The organism is Candidatus Dormiibacterota bacterium (assembly GCA_035532035.1).
In the GTDB taxonomy this organism is placed as follows: Bacteria; Vulcanimicrobiota; Vulcanimicrobiia; order Vulcanimicrobiales; family Vulcanimicrobiaceae; genus Tyrphobacter.
Genome location: DATKRS010000016.1, coordinates 1 through 23,678 on the forward strand (window position 1 = coordinate 1; position 23,678 = coordinate 23,678).

20 protein-coding genes are annotated in these 23,678 nt (G+C 65.7%); 10 read left to right on the top strand and 10 right to left on the bottom strand.

Annotation, left to right across the window (positions count from 1 at the left end):
* Positions 1-153 precede the first annotated feature (153 nt).
* The gene (locus VMV82_05265) at positions 154-1,002 is read left to right on the top strand and encodes a sulfurtransferase (protein ID HUY40958.1); all 849 of its coding nucleotides are present in this window, start codon (positions 154-156) and stop codon (positions 1,000-1,002) included.
* Positions 1,003-1,009: 7 nt separating this feature from the next.
* On the opposite strand, the gene VMV82_05270 is transcribed toward VMV82_05265, so the two are convergent.
* Positions 1,010-1,504: a cupin domain-containing protein gene (locus VMV82_05270; protein ID HUY40959.1), complete on the bottom strand. Its 495-nt coding sequence runs from the start codon at positions 1,502-1,504 to the stop codon at positions 1,010-1,012.
* A 33-nt stretch (positions 1,505-1,537) separates the two neighbouring features.
* Positions 1,538-2,848, bottom strand: coding sequence for a metallophosphoesterase (locus VMV82_05275; protein ID HUY40960.1), 1,311 nt, complete (start codon positions 2,846-2,848; stop codon positions 1,538-1,540).
* A 16-nt stretch (positions 2,849-2,864) separates the two neighbouring features.
* On the opposite strand from VMV82_05275, the gene VMV82_05280 reads away from it, so the two are divergent.
* On the top strand, positions 2,865-3,317 hold the full coding sequence (locus VMV82_05280) for an EVE domain-containing protein (protein HUY40961.1): 453 nt from the start codon (positions 2,865-2,867) through the stop codon (positions 3,315-3,317).
* Positions 3,318-3,372: 55 nt separating this feature from the next.
* On the opposite strand, the gene VMV82_05285 is transcribed toward VMV82_05280, so the two are convergent.
* Both VMV82_05285 and ppk1 read right to left on the bottom strand, forming a co-directional pair.
* The gene (locus VMV82_05285) at positions 3,373-6,465 is read right to left on the bottom strand and encodes a TonB-dependent receptor (GenBank protein HUY40962.1); all 3,093 of its coding nucleotides are present in this window, start codon (positions 6,463-6,465) and stop codon (positions 3,373-3,375) included.
* 198 nt (positions 6,466-6,663) lie between these two features.
* The gene (gene ppk1, locus VMV82_05290; GenBank protein HUY40963.1) at positions 6,664-8,763 is read right to left on the bottom strand and encodes a polyphosphate kinase 1; all 2,100 of its coding nucleotides are present in this window, start codon (positions 8,761-8,763) and stop codon (positions 6,664-6,666) included.
* Between the two features lie 59 nt (positions 8,764-8,822).
* Between ppk1 and VMV82_05295 the strand changes: the two genes are divergently transcribed.
* Both VMV82_05295 and VMV82_05300 read left to right on the top strand, forming a co-directional pair.
* Positions 8,823-9,338, top strand: a complete 516-nt coding sequence (locus VMV82_05295) for a sterol desaturase family protein (protein ID HUY40964.1) — start codon at positions 8,823-8,825, stop codon at positions 9,336-9,338.
* A complete protein-coding gene (locus VMV82_05300; protein ID HUY40965.1) occupies positions 9,335-10,504 on the top strand; it encodes a glycosyltransferase in 1,170 nt (389 codons plus the stop codon). The genes VMV82_05295 and VMV82_05300 overlap by 4 nt, the downstream gene beginning before the upstream one ends.
* Here VMV82_05300 and VMV82_05305 read toward each other — a convergent pair.
* Positions 10,499-11,452, bottom strand: coding sequence for an ROK family protein (locus tag VMV82_05305; GenBank protein ID HUY40966.1), 954 nt, complete (start codon positions 11,450-11,452; stop codon positions 10,499-10,501). The two genes, VMV82_05300 and VMV82_05305, sit on opposite strands and share 6 nt — an antisense overlap.
* Before the next feature lie 62 nt (positions 11,453-11,514).
* Between VMV82_05305 and VMV82_05310 the strand changes: the two genes are divergently transcribed.
* The 3 genes from VMV82_05310 to VMV82_05320 are packed head-to-tail and all read left to right on the top strand — an operon-like array spanning position 11,515 to position 15,595.
* On the top strand, positions 11,515-12,198 hold the full coding sequence (locus VMV82_05310) for a YkgJ family cysteine cluster protein (GenBank protein HUY40967.1): 684 nt from the start codon (positions 11,515-11,517) through the stop codon (positions 12,196-12,198).
* Positions 12,199-12,232: 34 nt separating this feature from the next.
* On the top strand, positions 12,233-15,106 hold the full coding sequence (locus tag VMV82_05315; protein HUY40968.1) for a glycoside hydrolase: 2,874 nt from the start codon (positions 12,233-12,235) through the stop codon (positions 15,104-15,106).
* A gap of 57 nt (positions 15,107-15,163) precedes the next feature.
* Positions 15,164-15,595, top strand: a complete 432-nt coding sequence (locus VMV82_05320) for a CHRD domain-containing protein (GenBank protein ID HUY40969.1) — start codon at positions 15,164-15,166, stop codon at positions 15,593-15,595.
* On the opposite strand, the gene VMV82_05325 is transcribed toward VMV82_05320, so the two are convergent.
* From VMV82_05325 to VMV82_05345, 5 genes are read right to left on the bottom strand one after another with little or no spacing between them, the layout of a single operon-like run.
* The gene (locus tag VMV82_05325) at positions 15,588-16,535 is read right to left on the bottom strand and encodes a threo-3-hydroxy-L-aspartate ammonia-lyase (GenBank protein HUY40970.1); all 948 of its coding nucleotides are present in this window, start codon (positions 16,533-16,535) and stop codon (positions 15,588-15,590) included. The two genes, VMV82_05320 and VMV82_05325, sit on opposite strands and share 8 nt — an antisense overlap.
* The gene (locus VMV82_05330) at positions 16,532-18,139 is read right to left on the bottom strand and encodes a peptide chain release factor 3 (protein HUY40971.1); all 1,608 of its coding nucleotides are present in this window, start codon (positions 18,137-18,139) and stop codon (positions 16,532-16,534) included. The genes VMV82_05325 and VMV82_05330 overlap by 4 nt, the downstream gene beginning before the upstream one ends.
* A complete protein-coding gene (locus VMV82_05335; GenBank protein ID HUY40972.1) occupies positions 18,136-18,633 on the bottom strand; it encodes a hypothetical protein in 498 nt (165 codons plus the stop codon). The genes VMV82_05330 and VMV82_05335 overlap by 4 nt, the downstream gene beginning before the upstream one ends.
* A gap of 7 nt (positions 18,634-18,640) precedes the next feature.
* Entirely contained in the window at positions 18,641-19,717 is a 1,077-nt protein-coding gene (locus VMV82_05340; protein HUY40973.1) for a glycosidase, read from the bottom strand.
* Between the two features lie 2 nt (positions 19,718-19,719).
* Complete coding sequence (locus VMV82_05345) at positions 19,720-20,151, bottom strand: hypothetical protein (protein HUY40974.1); 432 nt, start codon at positions 20,149-20,151, stop codon at positions 19,720-19,722.
* Positions 20,152-20,544: 393 nt separating this feature from the next.
* On the opposite strand from VMV82_05345, the gene VMV82_05350 reads away from it, so the two are divergent.
* From VMV82_05350 to VMV82_05360, 3 genes are read left to right on the top strand one after another with little or no spacing between them, the layout of a single operon-like run.
* Complete coding sequence (locus VMV82_05350) at positions 20,545-21,459, top strand: COX15/CtaA family protein (protein HUY40975.1); 915 nt, start codon at positions 20,545-20,547, stop codon at positions 21,457-21,459.
* Entirely contained in the window at positions 21,456-22,325 is an 870-nt protein-coding gene (locus tag VMV82_05355) for a heme o synthase (protein HUY40976.1), read from the top strand. Before VMV82_05350 ends, VMV82_05355 begins: the two co-directional genes overlap by 4 nt.
* Positions 22,318-23,664 (top strand): MFS transporter, encoded by a 1,347-nt coding sequence (locus VMV82_05360; protein ID HUY40977.1) that lies wholly within the window; start codon positions 22,318-22,320, stop codon positions 23,662-23,664. Before VMV82_05355 ends, VMV82_05360 begins: the two co-directional genes overlap by 8 nt.
* The last annotated feature ends 14 nt before the right edge of the window (positions 23,665-23,678 follow it).

Consider the following 23,678-nt stretch of genomic DNA (forward strand, 5'->3'; position numbering starts at 1 on the left):
TGGCCGACGCTGCCCAAAGTCTTCATCGACGGGACGTTCTACGGCGATACCGACGTGCTCGGACCGATGGCCGAAAGCGGCGAGCTGCACGCCTTGCTCGAGAAGAGCTTCGGCACTGCGCCGCAACCCAAAACAACGATCAACCTGCGGTAGATGGCGGCAACCACGATCGTCTCGCCGGAGACGCTTCGCGAACGCCTAGACGATCCGCAGTGGATCGTCGTCGACTGCCGCTTCAACCTCCAGGATATCGCGGCGGGGCGGCGGGCGTACGAGGCCGGCCACATTCCCGGTGCGTTCTTCGCCGATCTGGAGCACGACCTCGCCGGCGAAAAGACCGGAACGAACGGCCGCCACCCGCTTCCCGATCCCGAGCGCTTCGCGGAGTCTCTCCGCTCGCTCGGCGCGCGAGACGAGACGCAGCTCGTCGCCTATGACGAAGGCGCCGACATGTACGCCGCGCGCTTGTGGTTTCTCTGCCGCTGGATCGGCCACGATGCCGTCGCGGTTCTCGACGGCGGCATCGCGGGCTGGCGCGCGCTCGGCCTCCCGATCTCGACGCAGGCTCCACGCACACGCGCCCGCGGAACGCTTCGCGTCGTACTGCGACCCGAGCTGATCGTCGATACGCGCGCCGTGTTCGCGAACCTGCGCGAGCCGGGGATGCACGTGCTCGACGCGCGCGCTGCCGAGCGCTTTCGCGGGGACGTCGAGCCGCTCGATCGGGTAGCCGGGCATATTCCGGGAGCGCGCAATCGCTGGTTCAAGGCAAACTTCGACGAGCGCGGCCGCTTCAAGACGCCGAAACGGCTACGCGACGAGTTCGCCCCCTACGGTCCGCCCCACGAGATCGTGCACCAGTGTGGATCGGGCGTCTCTTCCGCGGTCAACGCGCTCGCGATGGAGCTCGCCGGATTGCACGACTGGCGGCTCTATCCCGGTTCGTGGAGCGAATGGTCTTCCGACCCGGAGCGCCCGATCGAAACGGGCGACGAACGCTAGTCGCTCCTCACGTTCGCTTCGGCGGCATGGGAACGGCAAATGGTTTCGCGACGGCGCCGGCCGGCGAGTTGCTCAGGCGTGCGAGGTCTTCTTCGGAAGGCTCTTGCGCAAAATCGCGACACGCATCGACGATGCAATAAAAGCCAAACGGCTCATTCCCGCGATTGACGAGCTGATGGATCTCGAGCGGTGCGACATACACGACGTCGTTTGCGCCGACGGGCGAGACGGAGTCGCCGACGATCGCGTATCCTTCGCCGCGGCGAATCACGACGTAGTGCTCGTGCTCGTGCTTCTCTAGGCGCGAGACGGCGCCCGGTTGCAGCTCGAAGTAACGCAGCTCCATGCGCGGGCCGGGTTGCGACGGATCGCCCTTGCGGCCGCCGAGGATCGTATGGCGCTCGACGCCCACGGCCGCCCCGGGCCGATAGCCCTCGACCTCGACGCCGTCCCAGCCGTCATGCGTTGCGTGGACGACGCGCCGTTGACGCAACTCTTCCATAGCCCCCTTAGGATAGCACACCGCCAGGGAGCGTCACCGCGCCCGGCGGCGACCGCCGAGGCGCACGATGATGAGAACCAGGCTCGCGGCAACCACGATGCCGAGTAGCCCTGCAACGATGGGCAGGACGAAGAGCCGCCGGCGTAGTCCGGCACACCGCACGAACGCATCTCCCGCGTGCGTCTGCGCGCACCACGGCGTGCGCCAGGTCGCGGCCGTCACTTCGGCGTGCGGCGATCCGGCGACGAGTGCGCTCGACCAGCGAGCCCTGGCGACAGGATCGTTCGCGATGCGCGCGTGCGCGGCGTGCATCGCCGCCGCATCGACGCTCCGAGCGCCGTACGCGGCGTCAAAATCGAACTCCGAACCCCACGCCGCCCGCTGCGGATCGTACGCATAGAGCGTATAATCATGCAGCGTGCCGTCGAGCGCGACGCGCAACCGCAGGAACGCGGGGTCGTTGTCGTAGATCGGGGAGATCGACGGCGCGATGACGGTCGGCGCGCCCAGGGTGCGAAAGTCGCTCCGATGCACGTGCCCGGCGATACCAAAAGCGATACGCTTGCCATAGTACGCAAGATCGCGAACGTACGCGCGCTCGTCCGTTCCCTGGAGGAATGGGACGACGAGCAGCCGGTGCGTGAAGAGCGTGCTCGCGGCGTCGACGCCTGCGGGAATGTGCGCGATCACGACCGCGTGCGTTCCCTTCGGCATCTCCGCGAGCGTGCGACCGAGCCACGCGAGCGCGGCCGCACCCGGATCTCCGGCGGTTCCACCACACGCGCGGTAGAGCACCGACCAATAGACGTCGTCCAAGACGACCGCGCGCAGCGAGCGCACCGGTAGCTGCGCCGTGTAGGGTCCACCTGCGGCAAACGCGCGCGCGAAGCCCGGTGCGGCCCCGTTGCGATCGACGAGCGGCGCCCAGATGCGCGCGAGCGCTTTGAGGTATGGCGTATTCGCAGCGGTGCGGTAATCGCCGCACGGGTCGTCGTTGTTCCCGAGTGCGATTGCGAACTGCGCGCGCGGAAACGCCGCCGCGAGGCCGGCGGCGACGCGGCGCATCGTCTCCTCTGCCGCGGCACCGGCCGACGCGTGGTGCGCACGCGCGAGCTCGGAAAAATGATGCGCGAGGAGATCGCCGGCGACGATCACCACCTCGGGATCGGGATCCGCTCGCTGCATGGCAGTCAGCGCGCTGCGCCAAAGCGCCCAGTTCGTGTCGGAGCCGTACGCGCTAGGCGCGGAGCCGCCGGCATAAGGATCGAGGTGAATATCGCTCACGACGAGCCACGCCTGATCGGCACGGGCCTGGGCCGGCACCAAGAAAAGCGCCAGCAACACGACGAAGAGGCATCGCATGCACTACTGGTTGTTCAAGAGCGAGCCTCACGCCTACGGCTTCGAGCAACTGCGCGCCGACGGCACCACGTCGTGGAGCGGCGTACGTAACTGGCAAGCGCGCGGTAACATGCAGGCGATGTCCGCGGGCGACCTCGGCTTCTTCTACCATTCTTCGATTCCGCAGCCGGCCGCCGTCGGCGTCTGCCGCGTCGTCAAAGCGGCCTATCCCGACTTCACCCAGTTCGATCCGAGCAGCGAGTATTACGATGCCACCTCGCGCCCGGAGCGCCCGAAATGGTACATGGTGGACGTCGAGTACGTCGAACCGTTGCCGCGCCCCGTGACGCTCGCGCAGATGCGCGCGGAGCCGCGTCTCGAGGGAATGATCCTCTTGCGGCGCGGGCGGCTCTCGGTTCAGCCCGTGACGCCGCGCGAGTGGGAGATCGTGCTCGAGCTCGCGCGCGCGTAAAGCGTCGCGGGCCCCGCCGAAGCGGGGCCCGCAGTATTCGTGTCGTTTCTCGCGGTTACGGTCCGCCGAACGTCTTCGTCAGCTCGACGTGCCAGACTGCCGGACCGAGCTGGTTCTCGATCGAGGCCGCTTGCTGGCCGTTCGCCAAGCCGTAGTTCACGCCCGTACCGACGTACTCGTAGTAGCCCGGCAGCGCGTTGAAGATGTTGTCGCCGGATACCTGGAGCGACAACGCGTGGTTCAACGGCACGCGCAGCGACGCGTACGTGATCCAGAACGGCGGGGCGTTGAACGAGTTGTTCTTCCCGAGGAACGTGCTGCCGAGCACGGCTCGCCACCCGCTGGGAGCCGACCAGTTGAGCTCTGCATGTCCCGTCAAGAACGGGATATTCGTGTTCGAGAAGCCGTTCGGGCTGTCGCTGCAGTTGAACGGAAATGCCAGGTTATGGTAGTGCGGTGCCTGGTACGTACCGCAATAGTAGGATCCCGCAAAACTCGCGTTGCCTTCGAACTGTCCGCCGGCGATGATGTTGAGGTTCGTGTTGTAGTTCGCCGGAACGCAGGGTGCCGTCGGATGGCCGGGCACCGGAGCGCAGTAGAAGTTCGGCGCGAGATTGTAGGCGTACGCGTGCTCGAGCGATGCGGCGAGGTCGAAGCCGAAGCCTTTGGACGGCACGTGCTTCAAACCGACCTCCACGCCTTCAAAGCGTGAGTTCGATACGTTTTGGTTCTGACTGTAGTAGATCGGAACCGGCGTGACGCCGCAGTTGGACCCCGGATAGCTCGTATTCGTGCAGGTCAACCCGCTGCCGAATACCGACGTGATGAAGTGATTGAACAGATTCGTCACGTACAGGTCGACCGACGCGACCGTGTCGCCGTCCGCGAGCCGGTAGTCGGAGCCCAAATCGTAGCCCCACGACGTCTCCGGGTGCAGGTTCGCGTTCGGGATGTTCACGGTCACCGCACCGTTGCAGCCGAAGAAGCCGCATGACGGATAGCCCAATGGTCTCGTGAGCTCGGCCAGATACTCCGGCGCGATGCTCGAACCGGCCGAGAGCCGAACGGCGAGGTTCGGATCTGGGCGCCACTCGAGTGCCGTGCGTTCGTCGAAGTGCGATTGATTCGTCGTCGTCCAAAGGACGTTGTTTCCGTACGGCGAGCACGACGCACCGGGGCCATTGAGATTCGTGATGGTTTGGCCGTACCAGCCCGACGTGAACAGGCATTCGCCCGCAAACGTGTTGTGATACGTGTTGTCGTAGAGCGAAACGATCCACTGCAGCTTCGGATTGATGTTGAGGATGTTGCGGAGCATGTACGTGTTCATGATCTGGCTCGATCCGCCCGGAACCGTGGTCGACGGCGCGCCGAGACCCGGATAAGGATCCAGCCCCGGGCACGCGAGTCCCGTGAACTGTCCGAGAGCATTCGAGCCGGGCGCACACCCCGAGAGGCTCCCGACGCCGTTCGTCTGATAGTTGGTCGACTCGGCGCTGAGCGTGAACTCGTTGCCTTCGCCGTACGGATGCGTGAACTCGAAAGAGTAGCCGTTGAGTTTATCGAGCTCGAACTGGCGGTAGTACGAGAAGAACGCCGTCGGCTCGCTCACGCCGTTGTACGTCGTGTAGTTTGACGACTCGTGGTTCACGCCGTAGTACGTGTAGTCTTGTACGACCGGAACGTACGGGCTGTCCGATCCGCCGTTGATGAGGCGGTTGACGTTGGCGTGGTAGTATCGCGCGAGAATCGTGTTGTCGCCGATCGTCGACTGGATCTCCGCCTGAACGACCGGCTCGGAGTTCACCTCGCCTTCGGTCCCACCGGTCGAACCGGGATACGGGCCTCCCGACGGTCCCCAGAAATGCGTTCCCGGTGCGAGTGGGCCCGAATACCCGTGACCGGAAGCGGGAAGGAAGACGTTCGGCTGCAGCGTGCTTGCCGTGTTGGCGTTTTGGTCGGCGTAGGATTCGGTGACGAAATAGGTCACCGTCGCACGCGTGTAGTCGGAGAGATGGTACTGGGCCTTCAACAGCTCCGCGTACTGATTGAAGTATCCATTGTACGTGTAGCAGCACGCCACGAGGCCTTGGGACGAGAACGGCGCCGTTTCAGTGTTGCCGAGATACTGGCGGCTGTCGTTGTAGTTCGCGACGTTGCCCGTCGTGCCGTTCCAACCGATGACGCCGTTCGGGCCGGGGCCGACGTTGAAGTACGTCCGCTGATTGTGCATCAAACCCGGATCGTTGACGCCGGCGACCTCGACGACGAAGCCCAAGCGGCCGTTGAGCACGGTGTCCGAGAGCCCGAAGTGATAGTACGTGCCGCCATCGCTGATGTATCCAAAGCCGTAATCGGGCGTAAACGCCAGCGTCGGGTCTTTGGTACGGAAGTTGAGCGTGCCGCCGATGGCGTAGTTCGTCTGCGGCGACATGGCGCCCGGTCCTTTGATGACGTCGACGTTCGAGAAGAGATAGCTGTTCAAGAACGTCGTCACGTAGTCGCCGTAGTCGACGACGGCCAGCGGATGGCCGTCGATGAGCGTTGCCGTCTCGTACGAAAGGCCGCCGCGAATGTTCGGAACGACGATCGAGCCCGCCGAAGCGCCGTTCGCGCTCGATGTCGGATAGCTGATCTGCAAGCCGGGGATTTGGTCGAGCGTATGGTTGACCGAGTACTGCCCCTGCTCTTCGAACTGCTGCGACGTCAGCGTGTTGACGGAGGCAGTCGACGTGTTGAAGACGCCGTGTCCGCGCACGGCGACGCGCGCGATCGTGCGCAGCGTCGTGAACGTTGCGACCGGCATGGAGACCGAGACGATCTCGGGAGCGCCCGCGACAATGGCGACATCGTTTTCGGCCGTTTGATATCCCGGCTTCTCGACCGTCAAACGGTAGATTCCCGGGACGACGTTAGCAATGGTGAACGCGCCGTTCGCGTCCGTTGTTGCCGTGTAGGTCTGCGGCCCGACGAGGGAGACCGACGCATCCGAAATGGGTGCGCCCTCCGACGAGGTTGCCGTGCCCTGGACCGAGCCTGTTGCCTGTGCCACGACGTTCGCGCCATGCAGCACCGTCGCCGCGCTTACGGGTCCGACGGTGAGCGTCGCAAACAACAACGCGGCCAGGATCCGAGTGAGAGTACTCACGTATCCTCCAGCACTAAAGTAAAGAGAGAGATGTCGAGTATGGGGCTCGACGATTAAGCGCCCGTTAGTGACGATTAAGCGCCCGTTAGGATGGGTGCGTGGTCGCTCGACCGTAATAGCCACAGTGCCCCTTCGAATGGCTCAAGAGAAAGGTTTGCCTACCCGTGCCGTCCGCCTTCGCCGCCGGGCGCTAGGCCCCTACGTTTTATGAGATTTCGCTAAGAAAATCCGCTGGGCGTCGTAGGCCGGGTGGCGTTCCCCCGGCATGAGGCGCCGGTACGTCCCGTCCGGCAGGAGCTCCCTACTCTTGACGTTGTCCCGCAGCAGCGCTCCCAGAATCCGGCGGTCGACTGTCTCGGCAATCGCCGCATCCTGTACCGGCACCGCCAGCTCGACTCGCCGGTCGAGGCTGCGCCCCATCCAATCGGCGCTCGAAAGGAAGACCTCTCGTTCGCCGCCGTTCTCGAAGACGTATATCCGCGAATGCTCGAGGAACCGCCCGACGATCGAGCAGACGCGGATGCGTTCGGAGAGCCCGGGGACGCCCGGCCGCAGCACGCACATGCCCCGTACGACGAGCTGGATGTCGACGCCGCCTTGGCTCCCGCGATAGAGGGCGCGCACGATCTCGAGATCGGTGAGGGCGTTCAACTTCGCACGAATTCCCGCCGGCCGCCCCGCGCGGGCGTGCTCGATCTCGCGCTCGATGCGCGAGAGGATCTCGCGGCGCATCGTAACCGGCGAGACGAAGAGATCGTCGAAGTCGGTGACCTTCGCGAAGCCGGTGAGCGCGTTGAAGAGCGCGACCGTATCGCTCCCAAGGCGTGGGCGGCACGTGAAGAGGCCGAGATCGGTATAGATGCGCGCGGACTTTTCGTTGTAGTTTCCGGTGCCGAAATGGATGTAGCGCCGCAGACCGTCGTCGTCCTCGCGAATCACCATCAGCGCTTTCGCATGGACTTTGAGGCCTGGGAAGCCGTACACGACGTGAACGCCCGCACGCTCCAGCCTGCGCGCCCATTCGATGTTGTTCTGTTCGTCGAAGCGTGCCTTGAGCTCGATGACGACGGCGACTTGCTTGCCGTTTTCCGCCGCTTCCAGCAGCGCGCTCACGATCGGCGAGTTCGAGCCCGACGTTCGATAGAGCGTCGCCTTGATCGCCAGCACCCGCTCGTCGCTCGCCGCCTGACGCAAGAATTGCAATACCGGATCGAACGAGTCGTAGGGATGGTGCAGCAGCACGTCACCTTCGCGAATCAACGCAAAGAGGTCGGTGACGCCGCGCAGGCGCTTGGGAATCGCAGGTAAGAACGGCGGATAGCGCAGCTCCTCGTAGCCGGGCAGGTCGATCAGCTGCCGCAGATCGCCGAGCGCCATCGGGCCCACCACTTCGTAGCAATCGACCTCGTGGAGGTCCAGCGACTTCAGCAAGAACTCACGCATGTACTCCGGCATTCCGCGCTCGATCTCGAGGCGAACGGGCTCGCCGAATCGCCGCCGCTGCAGCTCCGATTCGATCGCCGCGAGGAGATCGTCGGCCTCGTCTTCCTGCAAGTCGAGATCCGCATCTCGCGTAACGCGGAACACGTACGCATCGCGCACCGTCATGCCGGGAAAGAGCGCGCCGAGATAGCGCGCGATCACGTCTTCGAGGAGCACGAACCTGCGCGCGCCCGGCGCCGACGGCTCTACGGCGACGAACCGCGGCAGCGTCGGCGGAATCTTCACGCGCGCAAAATGCAGCGATACCCCGTCGGCAGTGTTCTCCTCGAGCTCGACTGCAAGCGAGAGCGAGAGATTGGATATGTACGGGAACGGATGCCCGCTGTCGACGGCCAGCGGCGTCAACACGGCGAAGACGCGCTCGTCGAACGTTCGCTCGACGTTCGCCAGCGCTTCCTCTTCGAGATCCGCAACGCGAACGATGCGGATGCCGCGCCGTTCGAGCGAGGGGAAGATGCGCTCGACGAGCAGACGCATCTGCTGCGATTTCGAGCGGCGCGCGCGTTCGGAGACGGCCGCCAGATGTTCGCTCGGCGTGCGGCCGTCTTCCGTTGCGCGCAGGACTTGCGCGTCGATCTGCTGCTTGATCGCCGCGACGCGAATCATGAAGAACTCGTCGAGGTTCGTTTCGTAGATCGCGATGAAGTTCAACCGCTCGAAGAGCGGGTTCCGGCGATCGAGCGCTTCCTCCAGGACACGGTCGTTGAACTCGAGCCATGAGAGCTCTTGGCTGAAGTAAGAGGCCGGATCGTCGGGAAAGCCGCCTCTGCGCGGCGGCTTCGCGGGTGCGAGCATCGGAATCGGCTATTCTACGCGAAGGCGCGCGCAGCCATCCGAGTGAAGCAGGAAAGACGATGCCGCTCCTGGCCGCGCTCCTCGTGCTCGTCGCAGGTGACTGCGCCTCCACCTTCCTCTATCACGTGCCGCAGCACGCATGGTTCTCGCTCCACCTGCGTACGCACCACGACCGGCGCCGCTCCTACTTGGACCACGCCGTCCTCTCGCTCGACCCGTGGGTGCTCCTCGACGGCCTTCTCGGGGCCGTGCCGTATCTGGCGGTCGCGGCTGTGGCGGCGCGTCTCTCGTGGGAGGGGGCGTTGGCCGGACTGGCGCTCGGGCAGGTGCACGTCTGGTGGCGCCATACGAGCCAGATCGGCTGGAAGACCCCTGCCGGGTTGGCCGTGGCACTGCGGCAGTTTTACGTCGTTCTGCCGGAAGATCACGACAAGCACCACCGTAATCCGCAGGTCGAGTTCGGCGACATCTTCCGATTCTACGACGCGCCGGCGCGCGCGCTGCTCGCCCGGCTCGTGAAGGGGAAGAGAAAGGGACCTTCGCTACGCGGCGCACACGGTGCGCCCTCGCTGTGACCAAGCGCGTCCTGTTGCTGATCTCGGATACCGGCGGCGGTCACCGCAGCGCTGCGAACGCCGTCGCGGCGGCGCTGGAGGAGATCGCATCGCCGTCCACGTTCGAATGCCGCATCGAGGACGTCGCCGCGCACTGCTCCTTCCCGCTCACGCAGCTCGGGCGCGGCTACAGCATGGCGCTGCGGTACGCGCCGCCCGTGTACGGTGCCCTCTACCATGCGACGAACGGCCGACGGCGCTATCGCGCGCTCGTACGATTCTGCGAACCGCTCTATCGAGAGCGCTTACGCGATCTCTTCATCGACTACAAGCCCGACGTCATCGTCTCGATCCATCCGCTGCTCAATCACGCCGCGTTGCGCGCCAGAGCCGACGCGCACATGGAAGACGTGCCCATCGTCACGGTGATCACCGATCTCGGCAACGTGCACGAATCGTGGCTCACGCCGCAGAGCGACGCCGTCGTGGTGCCTGCGCGCGAAGTCTACGAGCGTGCGCTCTCCCGCGCGATACCGCCGTCGCGGATCTTCGCGCTCGGTCACCCCATCCACCCGAAGTTCGACGACGTCACAGGAACGAAAGCGCGGTTGCGCGAGCAGCTCGGCTTGCCGCACGACGCCTTCGTCGTCATGCTCATGGCAGGAGGCGAGGGCGGTGGAAAGCTGCTGGCGACCGCGCTCGCGCTCGCGCGCGCTCGCCTTCCCGTGCATCTGGTGGTCGTCTGCGGTCGCAACGACATGCTGCGGCAGCGTCTCACTGAGGCCGCAGCCGACTTGCCGACGCCGATGCAGGTTCTCGGATTCACTGAGAAGGTACCCGAGTACATGCACGCCGTCGACCTGCTGGTGACCAAAGCGGGGCCGGGAACGCTCGCCGAAGCGAATGCGGCACAGCTACCGATCGTAGTGTACGACTACATCCCCGGGCAGGAGCGAGGAAACGTCGATTTCGTGCGCCGCAACGATCTCGGCACCGTCGCAATTCGCAGCGCGGCAGAGGTCGTGCGGTCCGTGCGGGCTTTGCTGCGCTCCCCCGAGCGTCTCGAGCAGATTCGGCGTAACCAAGCCGCCGTTGCGCCGCAGCGAAGCTCGCGACAGATTGCGGCACTCATCGCCGATATGGCGAACCGGGGAACTCCGCGCTTGCGAGCCGTCGCCTCGCTATAGCGTTCGCGTCGTCAGCCCGCGTCGAAAGGCCATCGTCGCCGCACCGACCTGTCCCGCGTCGTTCCCGAGCGTGGCGATGACGATCTCCGTCGTACCGCGAGGCACCATCGTCGTGAGCTCTTCCACGCGTGCGCGGACGGCGCCGAGCATGAACTCTCCCGCACTCGAGACGCCGCCGCCGAGCGCGATGCGTTGCGGGTTCACGAACGCGATGACGTTCGCGATTCCGAGCGCGAGATCGCCCGCGTAGTTCTTCCAGGCTGCAATGGCGTGGAGGTCGCCGGCTTGGGCGGCCTTTCGGATCTTCTTCGATCCAAGGTTCTCGCGCCCGACATCGAGCAGCTTGCTCCTCGGGAAGGACGGTGCGAGCGCGAATGCGTGACGGATCAGGCCGGTGCCCGATGCCTGCGCTTCGAAACAGCCGATCTTTCCGCAGCCGCACACGAAGCCGTCGCTCGGACGGATTTGGTGATGGCCGATCTCTCCGGCACCGTAGCGATTCCCGAGCAGCAGGTCGCCCCCAGCGACGATTCCGGCGCCGATTCCCGTGCCTAGCGTCAGGAGAACGAAATCCTGCGTTCCGGCTCCCGTTCCGAACGTGTACTCGCCCAGCGCCGCGCAGCGAGCGTCGTTGGCGACCAGAACGGGGACGCCCAATCGTTTGGCGAGCGTCGGACCGAGCGGTGCGTTCTCCCAGCCGAGGTTCGGGCTGTACCGCACGATGCCGGTCTGGGGCTCGACGTTCCCCGGCGATCCAATCCCGATCGGCGCAGATTTTCCCGCATCGCCCTGCGCTTTGCCGATGACCGCGACGACCGCTTCGATAACCGCCGGAAAGGAGAGATCCACCAGATCGAGCTCGTGCTGCGCCCGGATGGTACCGTCCTCATCGATAACTCCGGCGGTGGCGTGAGAGCCGCCCAAATCGACGCCTATCGCAGTTTGCATCTGCACGCTTCCTTTTTACACGGCCGGAGGCGGCACCCGCATCGCATCGCGAAGAAGCTCGCGTGGAAACGATCGATCTCATCGCCCTGCGCGATTTCGCGAAGCGCACCGGCCAGCCGACCCATCCCGAGCTTCTCGACGTGCAGCCCATGGAGCACGTCAGCAAGATCGAAATAGACGAAGAGCACGTCACGATAGAGTACAACGAGAAGACGACCCGGTACTATAACCTGAACGAAATTACGAAGCGCGAGTGGATATACAAGTACAACGACGATCGGGAGTTCGTCGCCGCAGTGGCCAACGTGATCGCGCTCGCACGCAAGCACCTCAAGGACGTGCCTGACAACATCAGCTGTCCGCCGGGCTGCGCCGAGTGCTGCAGTGGATACGAGCCGTTCGTGACCGAAGCGGACGTTTCACGCATCGCCGAACACTTGGGCAAGCCCTACGACGCGGTCATGCGGGAGTACGTCGTGCCGCGCAGATCCGCGGACGGGCACTACGTCGGCTGGCTGCGCAAGATATCCGACGACCTCGCAGACCAGTGCGTCTTCCTCATGGGCGACCGGAGCGGGCGGTATTACTGTGGCATCTATGCGGCACGCCCGGGCGATTGCCGTGAGTTCACGCCGATCGGGTGTCAAGACGTCGACGAATCGCTCTCTCACACGCGCGGCTTCAAGATCGGTCCACCGTTTCAGCCGAAGCGACGCCGTACGAGCGCAGGCCGCCGCTCGCGTTAGAGGGGTCGCGCAACGTAGCTTCGTAGCGGCGAGCATGAGCCGCCGCACGATACTCGTTGCCGTACTTCTCGCGCTTGCCGGCGCCGCGCCGACGCCAGACGCCCATTGGCGTTTCGTCGGACCATTGCGCGGAGGGCGCACCGCTGCGGTTTCCGGCGTGGCGAGCGAACCCGATGTTTTCTACATCGCTGCGGTCAACGGTGGCATTTGGCGCACCGACGACGCCGGAAGAACGTGGACGCCGATCTTCGATGCGCAGGATACGGGTTCGATCGGCGCTCTCGCCGTCGCTCCCTCGGACCCTAACGTCATCTACGCCGGAAGCGGCGAGGGACTGCAGCGCCCCGATCTCGCCGTCGGAGACGGCATCTATACCTCCGCCGACGGTGGAAAGACGTGGACGCACCGCGGGCTGCGCACTGCCGAGCAAATCTCCACGATTGCCGTCGATCCCCACAACGCGCAGCGGCTCTTCGTCGCCGCCCTCGGCCACCCATACGGACCGAACGCCGAACGCGGCGTCTACCGCTCGACGGACGGAGGCGCAACCTTCCAACGCGTGCTCTACGTCGACGAAAATACGGGAGCGTACGACGTCGTCATCGATCCGAACGACGCGAACGTCGTCTACGCGACGCTCTGGGCCGCTCGTCAGTCTCCATGGGAAACCGGCGCGGGCGATTCATTCCAGATTCCCAGCATCAGCGTCTACAAGTCGACCGACGGCGGCTCGACGTGGACGCCGTTGCGCGACGGTTTGCCGCCGCTCTCCGGTCGCAGCGAGATCGCCGTCGCGCCGAGCAACTCGAACGTCGTATACGCCTACGTGGACGTTCCGCACCATGGTGCCGCGATCTACCGCAGCGACGACGCGGGAGCGCATTTCATAAAAGTCGACGACGAGGGGCGTCTCGCGAAGCGCGGCGACGATCTCGCCTCACTCGCCGTCGATCCGCACGATCCGAACGTCGTCTATGCGACGAACACGTCGACCTATCGCTCGACCGACGGCGGGCTTCACTTCACGGCGATCAAGGGCGCGCCGGGCGGTGACGATTATCACACGATGTGGATCAATCCGGCTCTGCCGAGTCACATGATCCTCGGCGCCGATCAGGGTGCCGCGGTCTCACTCAATGGCGGGCGCACATGGAGCTCGTGGTACGACCAGCCGACCGCCGAAATGTATCACGTCGACGCGAGCAACGGCTTTCCGTACGTCGTCTGCGGCGGCCAGCAGGAGAGCGGCTCCGCGTGCGTGAGCAGCCTTGGGGCCTGGGGCGAGACGACCGTTCGCGACTGGCATCCCGTTGGAGCGGAGGAGTACGGATACGTCGTCCCCGATCCGCTCCATCTCGGCGTCTTCTTCGGTGGAAGGGTCGAGCGATTCGACGAGAGCACCGGACAGACGCAGGACGTGTCACCGCTGCCCTTGCCATCGCGCGCGCTACGCGAAGATCGTACGCAGCCGCTCGCGTTCGATCCGCTGCGCCCGCAGCGTCTCTACTTCGCACTGAACCGCGTCTTGGCGACCGAAGACGGCGGCGCGTCGTGGTATTTCGTGAGCCCGGACCTCACGCGCGAGCATCCGGGAGTGCCCGCCGTGCTGGGGCCGTTCGAGCGCGACGATCCCGCGCGCGGCACGCATCGCGGTACGGTGTACGCGCTCGCGCCGTCATACGTGCACGAAGGTACGCTGTGGGCCGGAACCGACGACGGGTACGTCTGGATCACGCGTGACGCGGGCCGGCATTGGACGAACGTCACGCCTTCCGTGCTGACGCCCTGGAGTAAAGTCTCGCAGATCGACGCGTCGCACTTCGATGACCAGACCGCGTACCTCGCCGTCAACCGCATCCGGCTCGACGACCTCCATCCATACGTCTACCGTACGCACGACGGCGGCGTTCATTGGGAGCTGGTCGTCGACGGCCTGCCCGACGAACCGGTCAACGCGGTGCGTGAGGATCCCGTGCAACGCGGTCTTCTCTACGCGGCGACGGAGGACGGGGTGGATGTCTCCTTCGACGACGGCGCACGCTGGCAATCGCTGCAGCTCAATCTCCCGCACACGTCGGTGCGCGATCTCATCGTGCACGGGAACGATCTCGTCGTCGCAACGCACGGACGGGGGTTCTGGATATTGGATGACGTCGAGCCGCTGCGCGAAATCGCTGCCGGCCGCGTAACGGGAGCGCTTCATCTTTTCACCCCGGCCGCCGCGTATCGCGTGCGCCGGGACACGAACACCGATACGCCGCTTCCTCCCGAGGAGCCGTCGGGCGAGAACCCGCCGGTCGGCGCGATCATCGACTACGCCCTCGCTTCGCCGGCGCGTCTGCTCGCAATCGAGATCCTCGACGGCAGCGGCCGCGTCGTTCGGCGATACGCGAGCGACGCTGGATCACCGTCGCCGATTCCCGACCTCGACAAGCCCAGAGCATGGGAGGCGCCGTTCGAGCGGCCGTCCGCGCAAGCCGGGCTCCACCGCTTCGTTTGGGACTTGCGGGAGGCCCCGCCGAACCTTCCGCCGTCGGACCAGGACCTTCCGATCTCAGCCGTTTGGGGGCGTACGCCGCGCGTTCCGCAAGGCGCCCTGCTGCCGCCGGGCCGGTACGTCGTCCGCATCGATGCCGACGGGCGCGTGGCGTCGGCTCCCTTGACCGTCCTCATGGACCCGCGCGTGCGTATCGCGAAGACGGCGCTGCTGCTGCAGTATCGCCTGGCACACGACCTCACGACGCTGATCGGCCGCATCGCTCCTCAACGGGGATCGGGGGAGCTCGTCTACGCGCTCGCGTCGCTGCTTCAAACGGTGGACGGGAGTGACAGCGCGCCCACCGCCCAAGCGCGTGCCGCATACGAAACGCTGCGCGCGGAGGTCGAGCGCCGCCTCGGAAAGCATTGAGAGTATACTCTCAAGGGACCCGCTATGGGGCCTATGTCTTCAAAGGAGATTCTATCGATGATGGGACGACTCTTTAGCGCGACGGCAACGGCCGCCGCCGCCACGATCGCGCTCTACGGCATCGCCGGCGCTACGTCCACCATGGGCACGATGCACGCCGCGTCAGCGGCGACGGTGCATCTGACCGCGCAGCATCACAGCGGTCAAGCCGGTACTGCGGTACTGACGCAAAAAGGAAGCAACGTCGTCGTAAGGCTCACGATGAGCGGCCTTCCGGCGGGAGTTGCAGAGCCGGCGCACATCCATCCCGGCACGTGCGCGAAGCTGAATCCGGCTCCGAGGTACCCCTTGACCAACGCCACGAACGGCACGACCACCACCACGATCCACAACGTGCGCCTCGCGAGCCTGCTCGGTGGCAAGTATGCGATCAACGTCCACAACGCACACACCCTGAGCATCTACGTCGCCTGCGGCGACATCAAATAAGCTCCGCGTAACGAGCGGCGTCGACGTTACCGCCGCTGAGGATTACTCCGATGCGCTTGCCGCGCAGCTCGAGCCTCTGCTCCAGCAGTGCGGCAAGTGCCGCGGCTCCGCTCGGCTCGAGAACGAGCTTGAGCCTTTCGAACGCGAACCGCATGGCTGCACGCATCGCCGAGTCCGAGACCGTGACGATCTGCGCCCCGTGCTCGCGCGCGATGCCGAAGGTCAGCGGGCTCGGCGCCTCTGTCTGCAGCCCATCGGCAATCGTCCGCGGCACGTCGATACGGACGATCTCCCCGCGCTCGAGGGAGCGGCGAAAGTCGTCGCCCGTCTCCGGCTCGACGCCGTAGATGCCGATCCGCGGATCGATGCCGTGCGCGGCGATCGCCGTTCCGCTCAGCAAGCCGCCACCTCCGACGGGAACGACGAAGGCCTCTACGGCTCCCACGTCTTCCAGCAACTCGAGGGCAGCCGTGCCCGCGCCGGCGACGATACGCTCGTCGTCGAACGGAGGCACGAGGGTCGCGCCGCGCTCGCGAGCGACGGCGGCGGCGATCTCTTCACGATGCGAGCGATCGCGCTCGTATTCGATCACCTCGGCGCCGTAGCCGCGCGTCGCTGCGAGTTTCGAGGCCGGCGCGTCTCGCGGCATGACGATCGTGGCCGGCACGCCGAGCAGCCGCGCTGCGAGCGCGACGCCCTGCGCGTGATTTCCGCTCGAGAACGCGACGACGCCGCCTTTGCGTTCCGATGGCGTCAGCTGTGCGATACGGTTGTAGGCACCGCGAAACTTGAACGCCCCCATGCGCTGGACGTTCTCGCACTTCAAAAAAACGCTCGCCCCGGTTCGCTCGTCGAGCGTACGCGACGTCACGACCGGCGTCCGGTGTGCGACGCCGGCGATCCGGACGGCCGCCGCGCGAACGTCGGCGATGCCGATCACGCGGATTTACCGAATGCTGCGAAGGTGACGTTCGGATTCCATTCCCGCGCGAGACGCAGGCTCCACTCGCTCTCAAAGAGCGCGACCGCCTTCCCGTCGCCGTCTCGCACGAGCCGCGCGTTCGACGGCACCTGCATGTTCCCCAGCGCGCGCTCGTCGGAGACGACGTGCATCGCCAGCGTGTAGGGCAGCGACGAGACGAAGGTGCGCACGCCGTACTCCGCCTCCAGCCGATACTTTGCGACCTCGAGCTGCAGCTCGCCCACGACGCCGAGGACGGGCTCGAACGCGCCCGGTTGCCATGGATCGAAAACCTGCACCGCACCCTCCTCGCTCAACTGCGCGATACCCTTCGCGAACGCCTTGTAGGTCGCGCTGTCGACGCTGCGGATCGCCGCAAAATGCTCTGGTGCGAATGCCGGAATCTTGGGAAACTCGACTCCTTGCCCGCAAGCAGCATCGCACAGCGTGTCGCCGATCGCAAAGACGCCGGGGTTGGCGAGTCCGACGACGTCGCCCGCGTACGCCGTCTCAAGAGACTCACGCGTGTCTGCAAAGAGGCGCATCGCTCGCGACAGACGCACCGCCGCTCCACTGCGCGCGTTGCGCACGGTGAGATCGCGCGCGAAGCGGCCGGAGCAGATACGCACGAACGCAACGCGGTCGCGGTGACGCGGATCCATGTTTGCTTGAATCTTGAAGACGAATCCCGTAAAGCGCTCGTCGTCGGGACGCACGGTCCCACCGCCGCGGAGCAGCTGTGGCCCGGGCGCGGGGGCCATGCGCACGAAATCGTCGAGGAAGAGCGCGACGCCGAAGTTCGTCACCGCGCTGCCGAAGAACACCGGCGTGACCTCACCGCGCAGCATCGCCTCCGGAACGAACGCCGCACCCGCACCCTCGAGAAGTTCTAGCCCGTCCCGAAACTGCGCGTAGGTGCTCTCGTCGACGAGTGCGCGAAGACGGTCATCTCGTGCATCGGTTACCTCGACGGCGGCACGCGTCGCTCCGTGCGCGCTGCGCTCGAAGAGGTGCACGCGGCGCGATGCACGATCGTACACGCCGCGGAATTGTTCTCCGCTGCCGAGCGGCCAGTTCACGGGATACGCATGGATGCCGAGCACGCGTTCCAGTTCGTCCAGCAACTCCAGCGGATCGCGGCTCGGCCGGTCGAGCTTGTTCATGAACGTGAAGAGCGGAATCCCACGCTCGCGGCAAATTGCGAAGAGCTTTTTCGTCTGCGGCTCGACGCCTTTGGCCGCGTCGATGAGCATCACCGCCGAGTCGGCGGCGAGCAGCGTGCGGTACGTATCCTCTCCGAAGTCCTGGTGCCCCGGGGTGTCGAGCAAGTTGATAACGCAGCCGGCATAGGGAAACTGGAGAACCGTCGAGGTGATCGAGATGCCGCGCTCGCGCTCGAGCGCCATCCAGTCGCTGGTCACCTCGCGCTGGCGCTTGCGTGCGGAGACTTGGCCCGCCACGTGTATCGCGCCGCCGTAGAGCAGCAGCTTCTCCGTGAGCGTCGTCTTGCCGGCATCGGGATGGGAAATGATCGCGAACGTACGCCGGCGCGCTACCTCCGCGGCGAGCGGGGTATCCGTCACGACGCCGCCCGCGCGGTACGATACACGCGCAAGACCGCAGCGCACGAGCCCGCCGTGCAGCCGGCCCGCAGCGTGGCGATCCCGCCCGGAATGAGATAAAAGCGCACGTGCGGCGGAATGCGAAGGCGATCATGGCCGCGTCGCACGTACGCTTCGTCGTCGACGACGGTGATCGCGCAGTCGCCGTAGCGCAGCACTGCCGGCGCCGCGACCGCGCGCGCCGTGAACGGCAGATGCGATGTCAACGCCTCCCGCCGCCCTTTCCACTCCGCGATTTGAATCATACACTCGGGAAGCGCCGAGAGCGCCCACGCCGCATCCCCGCGCAGCCCCTGACGAATGCGATGACCCGGCGCAAGCGACGCTGCCGGCTTGGGCGGTACGTAGCCTTTGCCCGAACCGACGACGATGCGCAAGCGATATTCGTGGTAGGCCGTCGCTGCGACCAAGGTCCCCACGACGAGCACAGTAGCGATGACGAAGTAACGCAGCACGCGATGCCTATACTACCGTAAGACGCGCCGCTCCGCACGAATAGTCGGCCATTCCGTAATAGACGTCGAAGGTACGCTCGCCGAGATCGGGCCGTAGATCGATCCCCGTCGGAAATACAACGTTGTCGACGATGCCGTGCCGCTCCGCCTCGTGCTCGGGCGAGAGCACAGGCCGCGGCGAGCGGTAGAGCACGTGATGCGGCCGCTCGCGATCGTGCACGACGATGCCGGCAGAATAGCGGAATTTCGGATGCGTGCCGTCCGAGCCGATGACGTCGACCGCGTGAAAGAGCGACATCCATCCTTCAGCGATCGGCACCGGAGGGGTTCCGGCGCCGATGCGCAGCGACCCCCACTGCTCGTCGGGCGGCAGAACGAGCGCGCTCTCCACGACGTGCAACAGCGCCGCGCGATCCGCGAGCACCGCGTCGAGCGCAACGTAGGCGATGCGAATCGACTCGCGATCGATGAACGGCATCTTCTCGATCAACGGTATCGCTGCGACGCCGTCGACCGTGGAGATGTGGAGCATGGGGCGATGGTAGAATGCGATCGACGGTACGCCCGCGGGAGAGACCACGGGCTCCGGAAAGAACGCCGCGTCCTTGTCGTCGCCGGCCGCAGCACCGGGATGTTCGAAAGAGACCAGTCCGAGTCGTTCCCACGTACGAGCGTCGCTCGAGCGCGCGACGGCGACGCGCGGTCCATCGGGTCCGAATGCCGTATAGGCCATGAGGTACTCGCCGAGTACCGGCACGAACGTGACACGCGCGTCCTCGCATCCGTAACCCGGCCGCTCGCGCAGCTCGTACGGCGCGTGCGGCTCGAGCGCGTATCCCAAGCGCTCTACCTCGCGGCCTCCGTTTTGGTCGCGCAGCGCGACGAGCTCGATGCGCGAGACGTTACCCCGTTGCACGGCACGCGGATACAACAGCGCGGTGCCGTCACGCGCCCGCGTGAACGCAGGATTCAAAACGCCTTCGGCCTCCTCCGGCCGTCCGTCGGGCTCGAGCACGACGCCGAGGCGCTCCGCGCGAGCATCGAGTGAGACGGGCGGCGGCGTCGAGAGTCCTCTTGCGTGCATCGTCAGGGAAGCACCGTCTGCGTGATCGGCGCGTCAGCCGGCGTCACAACTTCGACGCGGATGCCGCGCCGGTAGACCGTGTTGGGAACGATCCAGAGCGTGAACGTACGATACGGCGCCGTCGGCTCGCCTCCGTTCGCGGGCGCCTCCTCGAAGGCAACGACGCGAACGCGCGTTTCGTTGGCCCCGATGGATTCGACGATCTGGCGATAGCCCGTCCGATCGTGCGGTCCCATCAAGAGTACGACGCCGAACTCACCGCGAAAGCGTACGGGCTCATGGATGCCCAGGCGCGCCAGCGAATCGCTGTCGCGGACGATCGCGATCTGGTTTGCGCCCAAGACCGTGGTCGTCCCGACCGCGTACGTTTTGACGCGGACCTCGCGACAGCCCATGAGGAGGAGGAGGGTGAATAAAGCCCACCAGCGTTTCACGTCCCGCCCGCCTTCGTTTGAAACGGCGGCGCACCTTGCGCGCCGCCAGGCACTTCGCTCCTCGTCCGGCGCTTCGCGCCGCACACTCCGCTGCGCGCCCCCACCAAAGCGTTGCGATGGGACCCCGTTCTGAAACGGCGGCGAACCTTGCGCGCCGCCAGGCACTTCGCTCCTCGTCCGGCGCTTCGCGCCGCACACTCCGCTGCGCGCCCCCACCAAAGCGTTGCGATGGGACCCCGTTCTGAAACGGCGGCGCACCTTGCGCGCCGCCAGGCACTTCGCTCCTCGTCCGGCGCTTCGCGCCGCACACTCCGCTGCGCGCAGCCAGGCACGCTTGGTGAGGCGACCACGGTCGTTGCCGCTCCCGTGATTACGGTATAGGCTGGATAGTCTGTGAAGAGTCTGAGGCGCCTCGCGCTCGCGGCAGATCTCGTTGCGTTTGCGGTCGTCATACTGGGAAGCTGGACGCGGATCAACGCGGCCGGAATGACCTGCCCCGATTGGCCGATGTGCCGGGGCGAGCTCTTCCCAAACATGTCCGGCGGCACGCTCTGGGAATGGACCCATCGCCTCCTCGCCTTCTCGCTGGCACCGCTGATCGCAGCCGTCTGCGTCGTCGCTTGGCGATCGCGAGTACGTTCCTCTCCCGCAGCCGTTGCGAGCGGCGTCGTTGCCGCACTCTTCCTCATTCAAGTTGCGCTCGGAGCTGCGACGGTGCGCCTCGACAACACGCCGCTCTCGGTCGTCCTACACTGGGGAACGGCGATGGCCGTTATCGCGGCACTGACCGCCGTCGCAATCTTTGCCCATCTGCCCGAACCGGGAGCTGCGCGCGGTACTCCACCCTCCCCGCGCATCGTTCTGGTAATGCTCGGCATCACGGCGGTCGTCGCCTTCATTACGATGTGCATCGGGGCGTACGTCAGCTCCAGTGGAGCGGGCCTCGCCTGCCTCTCGCTCCCGGGATGTGCGGGGAACGTCGTCGTATATACCCCCGGCCAGGTCGTCCAGATGCTGCATCGCGTCGCAGCGGCGGCAACGCTTCTCTGCGCGAGTATCGCGTTTGCGTTGACATGGACGAGAGGGGTCGCCTCGTACGTGCGGCTGGCCGCAGGCGCGGGAATACTGCTCGTTTTCATCCAGGTGATCTTGGGACTGCTCAACGTCGCTCTCCGGCTTCCGACCGATCTTCGCGAAGTGCACGCCGCAAACGCTGCGTTGCTCTTTCTTGCCTTCGTGGCCGCAACCGCTTTCGCCGCAATCGATTCTTACGCACCTTCCCTGCCTGCGTACGAGAGGCCGCATTGACGCCAGCGCTCGCCGTAGCGCGCGATTACTACGCGCTCTCGAAGCCGAAAATCATCGTGCTTCTGCTCATCACGACAGCGGCGGCAATGGTGATGGCGGCGCGCGGCATGCCGCCGCTTGCCGTTGCGCTCTGGACGCTCGTCGCCGGAGCGCTCGCAGCGGGCTCCGCCGGCGCGCTGAACTGCGTCTACGATGCCGACATCGACGCCCTGATGACGCGCACGAGCCGCCGTCCGATCCCCATGGGGCGTATCTCGCCGCGTGCCGGGACCATCTTCGCACTCGTCTGCGGCGTCGTATCGTTCGCGATCTTCTATTGGCTCGTCAACCCGTTGGCCGCGTGGCTCTCTCTCGCGGGTAACTTCTACTACGTCGTCGTCTACACCATGTGGCTCAAGCGGCTCACGCCCCTCAACATCGTGATCGGCGGCGCGGCGGGTGCCGTTCCGCCGCTCGTCGGGTGGGCCGCCGTCACGCACGCCGTCGGTGGACCGGCGCTGGGACTCTTTGCGCTCATCTTCCTGTGGACGCCGCCGCATTTTTGGTCGCTCGCGTTGATGACGGAGACGGATTACGCGAAGGCGCGCATCCCGATGCTTCCCAACGTCAGCGGCGAAGAGCGTACCAAGCGCGAGATCATCTATTACTCGTTGTTGCTCGTCGCCGTATCGCTTTCGCTCTACCCGTTGCACGTCATGGGGGCACTCTACCTCGCCGGAGCCGCGGTTCTCGGCGGCGTCTTCGTCTTGGAGGCGCTGCGCACGTGGCGCGGATCAACGCAAGCTGCCCGCTCCCTCTTTCGCTTCTCACTCGTCTACCTCGCGCTGATGTGCGTGGTTATGGTTGTCGACCGTATCATTGCGTGACCGATCGTCGTTTCCGCTTCTCGTAACGCTCGGGCTTGGCGTCTTCGCGGGCGCGCTGGATCTCGGCGTACTCTCGCCGGCGCTGCCGGCGCTCGCGCGCGCCTTTGGCGTCGTAACCGGCGATCTCTCGTGGATCTTTACGATCTACCTGCTCGTGAACGTCGTGGCCATCACCATTGCGGGAGCTCTCGCCGATCGCTACGGCCGCCGGCGTATCTACATGCTGTCGATGCTCACCTTCGCCGCCGGGAGCGCCGTCACGATACTCGCTCCAACGTACGAGTATTTCTTGCTGGGCCGCGCGATCCAAGCGCTGGGCGCGGGCGGTCTCTTCCCGGTCGCGACGGCCGCCATCGGCGACGTCGTGCCTCCGTCGCGACGCGGCGCCGCGCTCGGCGCGGTCGCTGCAACGTGGGGCGTCGCCGCAGTGATCGGCCCGGTTTTCGGTGGAGCGGTCGCGCACTTCTTCTCCTGGCAATGGATCTTCGCTGCAAACTTTCCGCTCGCAGCGATTGTGCTCGTGCTCGCGCGACGGTACGTTCCGGCGCTCGCACCGCAGTCGCGCGGTCCGCTCGACGTGCTCGGCCTCTTTCTCCTCTCGTGGGGGTTGCTCTGCGTCGTCGACGGTATCGTCAGCATGCGTCCGATCATCGCGGCGATCGGCGTCGTCCTGCTGGGCGGCTTTCTCGTCCAGGAGCGTAGGGTCGAGAACCCCATCGTCCCCATCTCGCTCCTGCGCACGCCGCAATTGGCAAAAACATACGTGCTCGAGCTCACGATCGGCGTGCTCGAGGGCTCGCTATTCTTCATCCCCACGATCGTCGTCGCAGTCCAGCACGTGAGCGTGGCGACCGCGGGACTCGTTGCGGCGCTCGGAGCCGCAACGTTCGTCGTCGTCATCCCCGTTTCGGGGCGCGCGCTCGATCGCATCGGCTCGCGCGACGTGTTGATTGCAGGCGCGGTGCTCACCGAGATGGGCCTCGCGATCTTTGCGCTCGGCTTCGACTCGATGCCGCTCACGCTGCTCTCGATGGTCGTCGCGGGGGCGGGTTTCGGCGCGCTTCTCGGCGCTCCGACGCGCTATGTCGTTACCAACGAGACCGGCCCCAGCAGGCGCGGCATCGCGGTCTCGCTGCTCAGCCAGTGTCTCATTATCGGGCAGATACTGGGGAGCGCGATGGTGGGCAGTATCATCGGTGCCATCCGCAACGATGTCGAGGCGTACCGGGTTGCCTATCTCGCTTTCTGCGCCGTCGCGCTTGCGGCGCTCGCGATCTCCTCGACGCTGCGCTCGCGAATCGGGGAACGCAGCGCCCCGCTGGAGGAAGCCGCCCCCTAAGAGCGTCGAACTCC

What these genes read in the sequence shown, in the direction of transcription:
- VMV82_05280 (HUY40961.1), top strand. Translation starts at nt 2,865, where the DNA reads ATGCACTACTGGTTGTTCAAGAGCGAGCCTCACGCCTACGGCTTCGAG.
- VMV82_05305 (HUY40966.1), bottom strand. Translation starts at nt 11,452, where the DNA reads ATGCAAACTGCGATAGGCGTCGATTTGGGCGGCTCTCACGCCACCGCC.
- VMV82_05320 (HUY40969.1), top strand. Translation starts at nt 15,164, where the DNA reads ATGATGGGACGACTCTTTAGCGCGACGGCAACGGCCGCCGCCGCCACG.
- ppk1 (HUY40963.1), bottom strand. Translation starts at nt 8,763, where the DNA reads ATGCTCGCACCCGCGAAGCCGCCGCGCAGAGGCGGCTTTCCCGACGAT.
- VMV82_05265 (HUY40958.1), top strand. Translation starts at nt 154, where the DNA reads ATGGCGGCAACCACGATCGTCTCGCCGGAGACGCTTCGCGAACGCCTA.
- VMV82_05270 (HUY40959.1), bottom strand. Translation starts at nt 1,504, where the DNA reads ATGGAAGAGTTGCGTCAACGGCGCGTCGTCCACGCAACGCATGACGGC.
- VMV82_05315 (HUY40968.1), top strand. Translation starts at nt 12,233, where the DNA reads ATGAGCCGCCGCACGATACTCGTTGCCGTACTTCTCGCGCTTGCCGGC.
- VMV82_05295 (HUY40964.1), top strand. Translation starts at nt 8,823, where the DNA reads ATGCCGCTCCTGGCCGCGCTCCTCGTGCTCGTCGCAGGTGACTGCGCC.
- VMV82_05340 (HUY40973.1), bottom strand. Translation starts at nt 19,717, where the DNA reads ATGCACGCAAGAGGACTCTCGACGCCGCCGCCCGTCTCACTCGATGCT.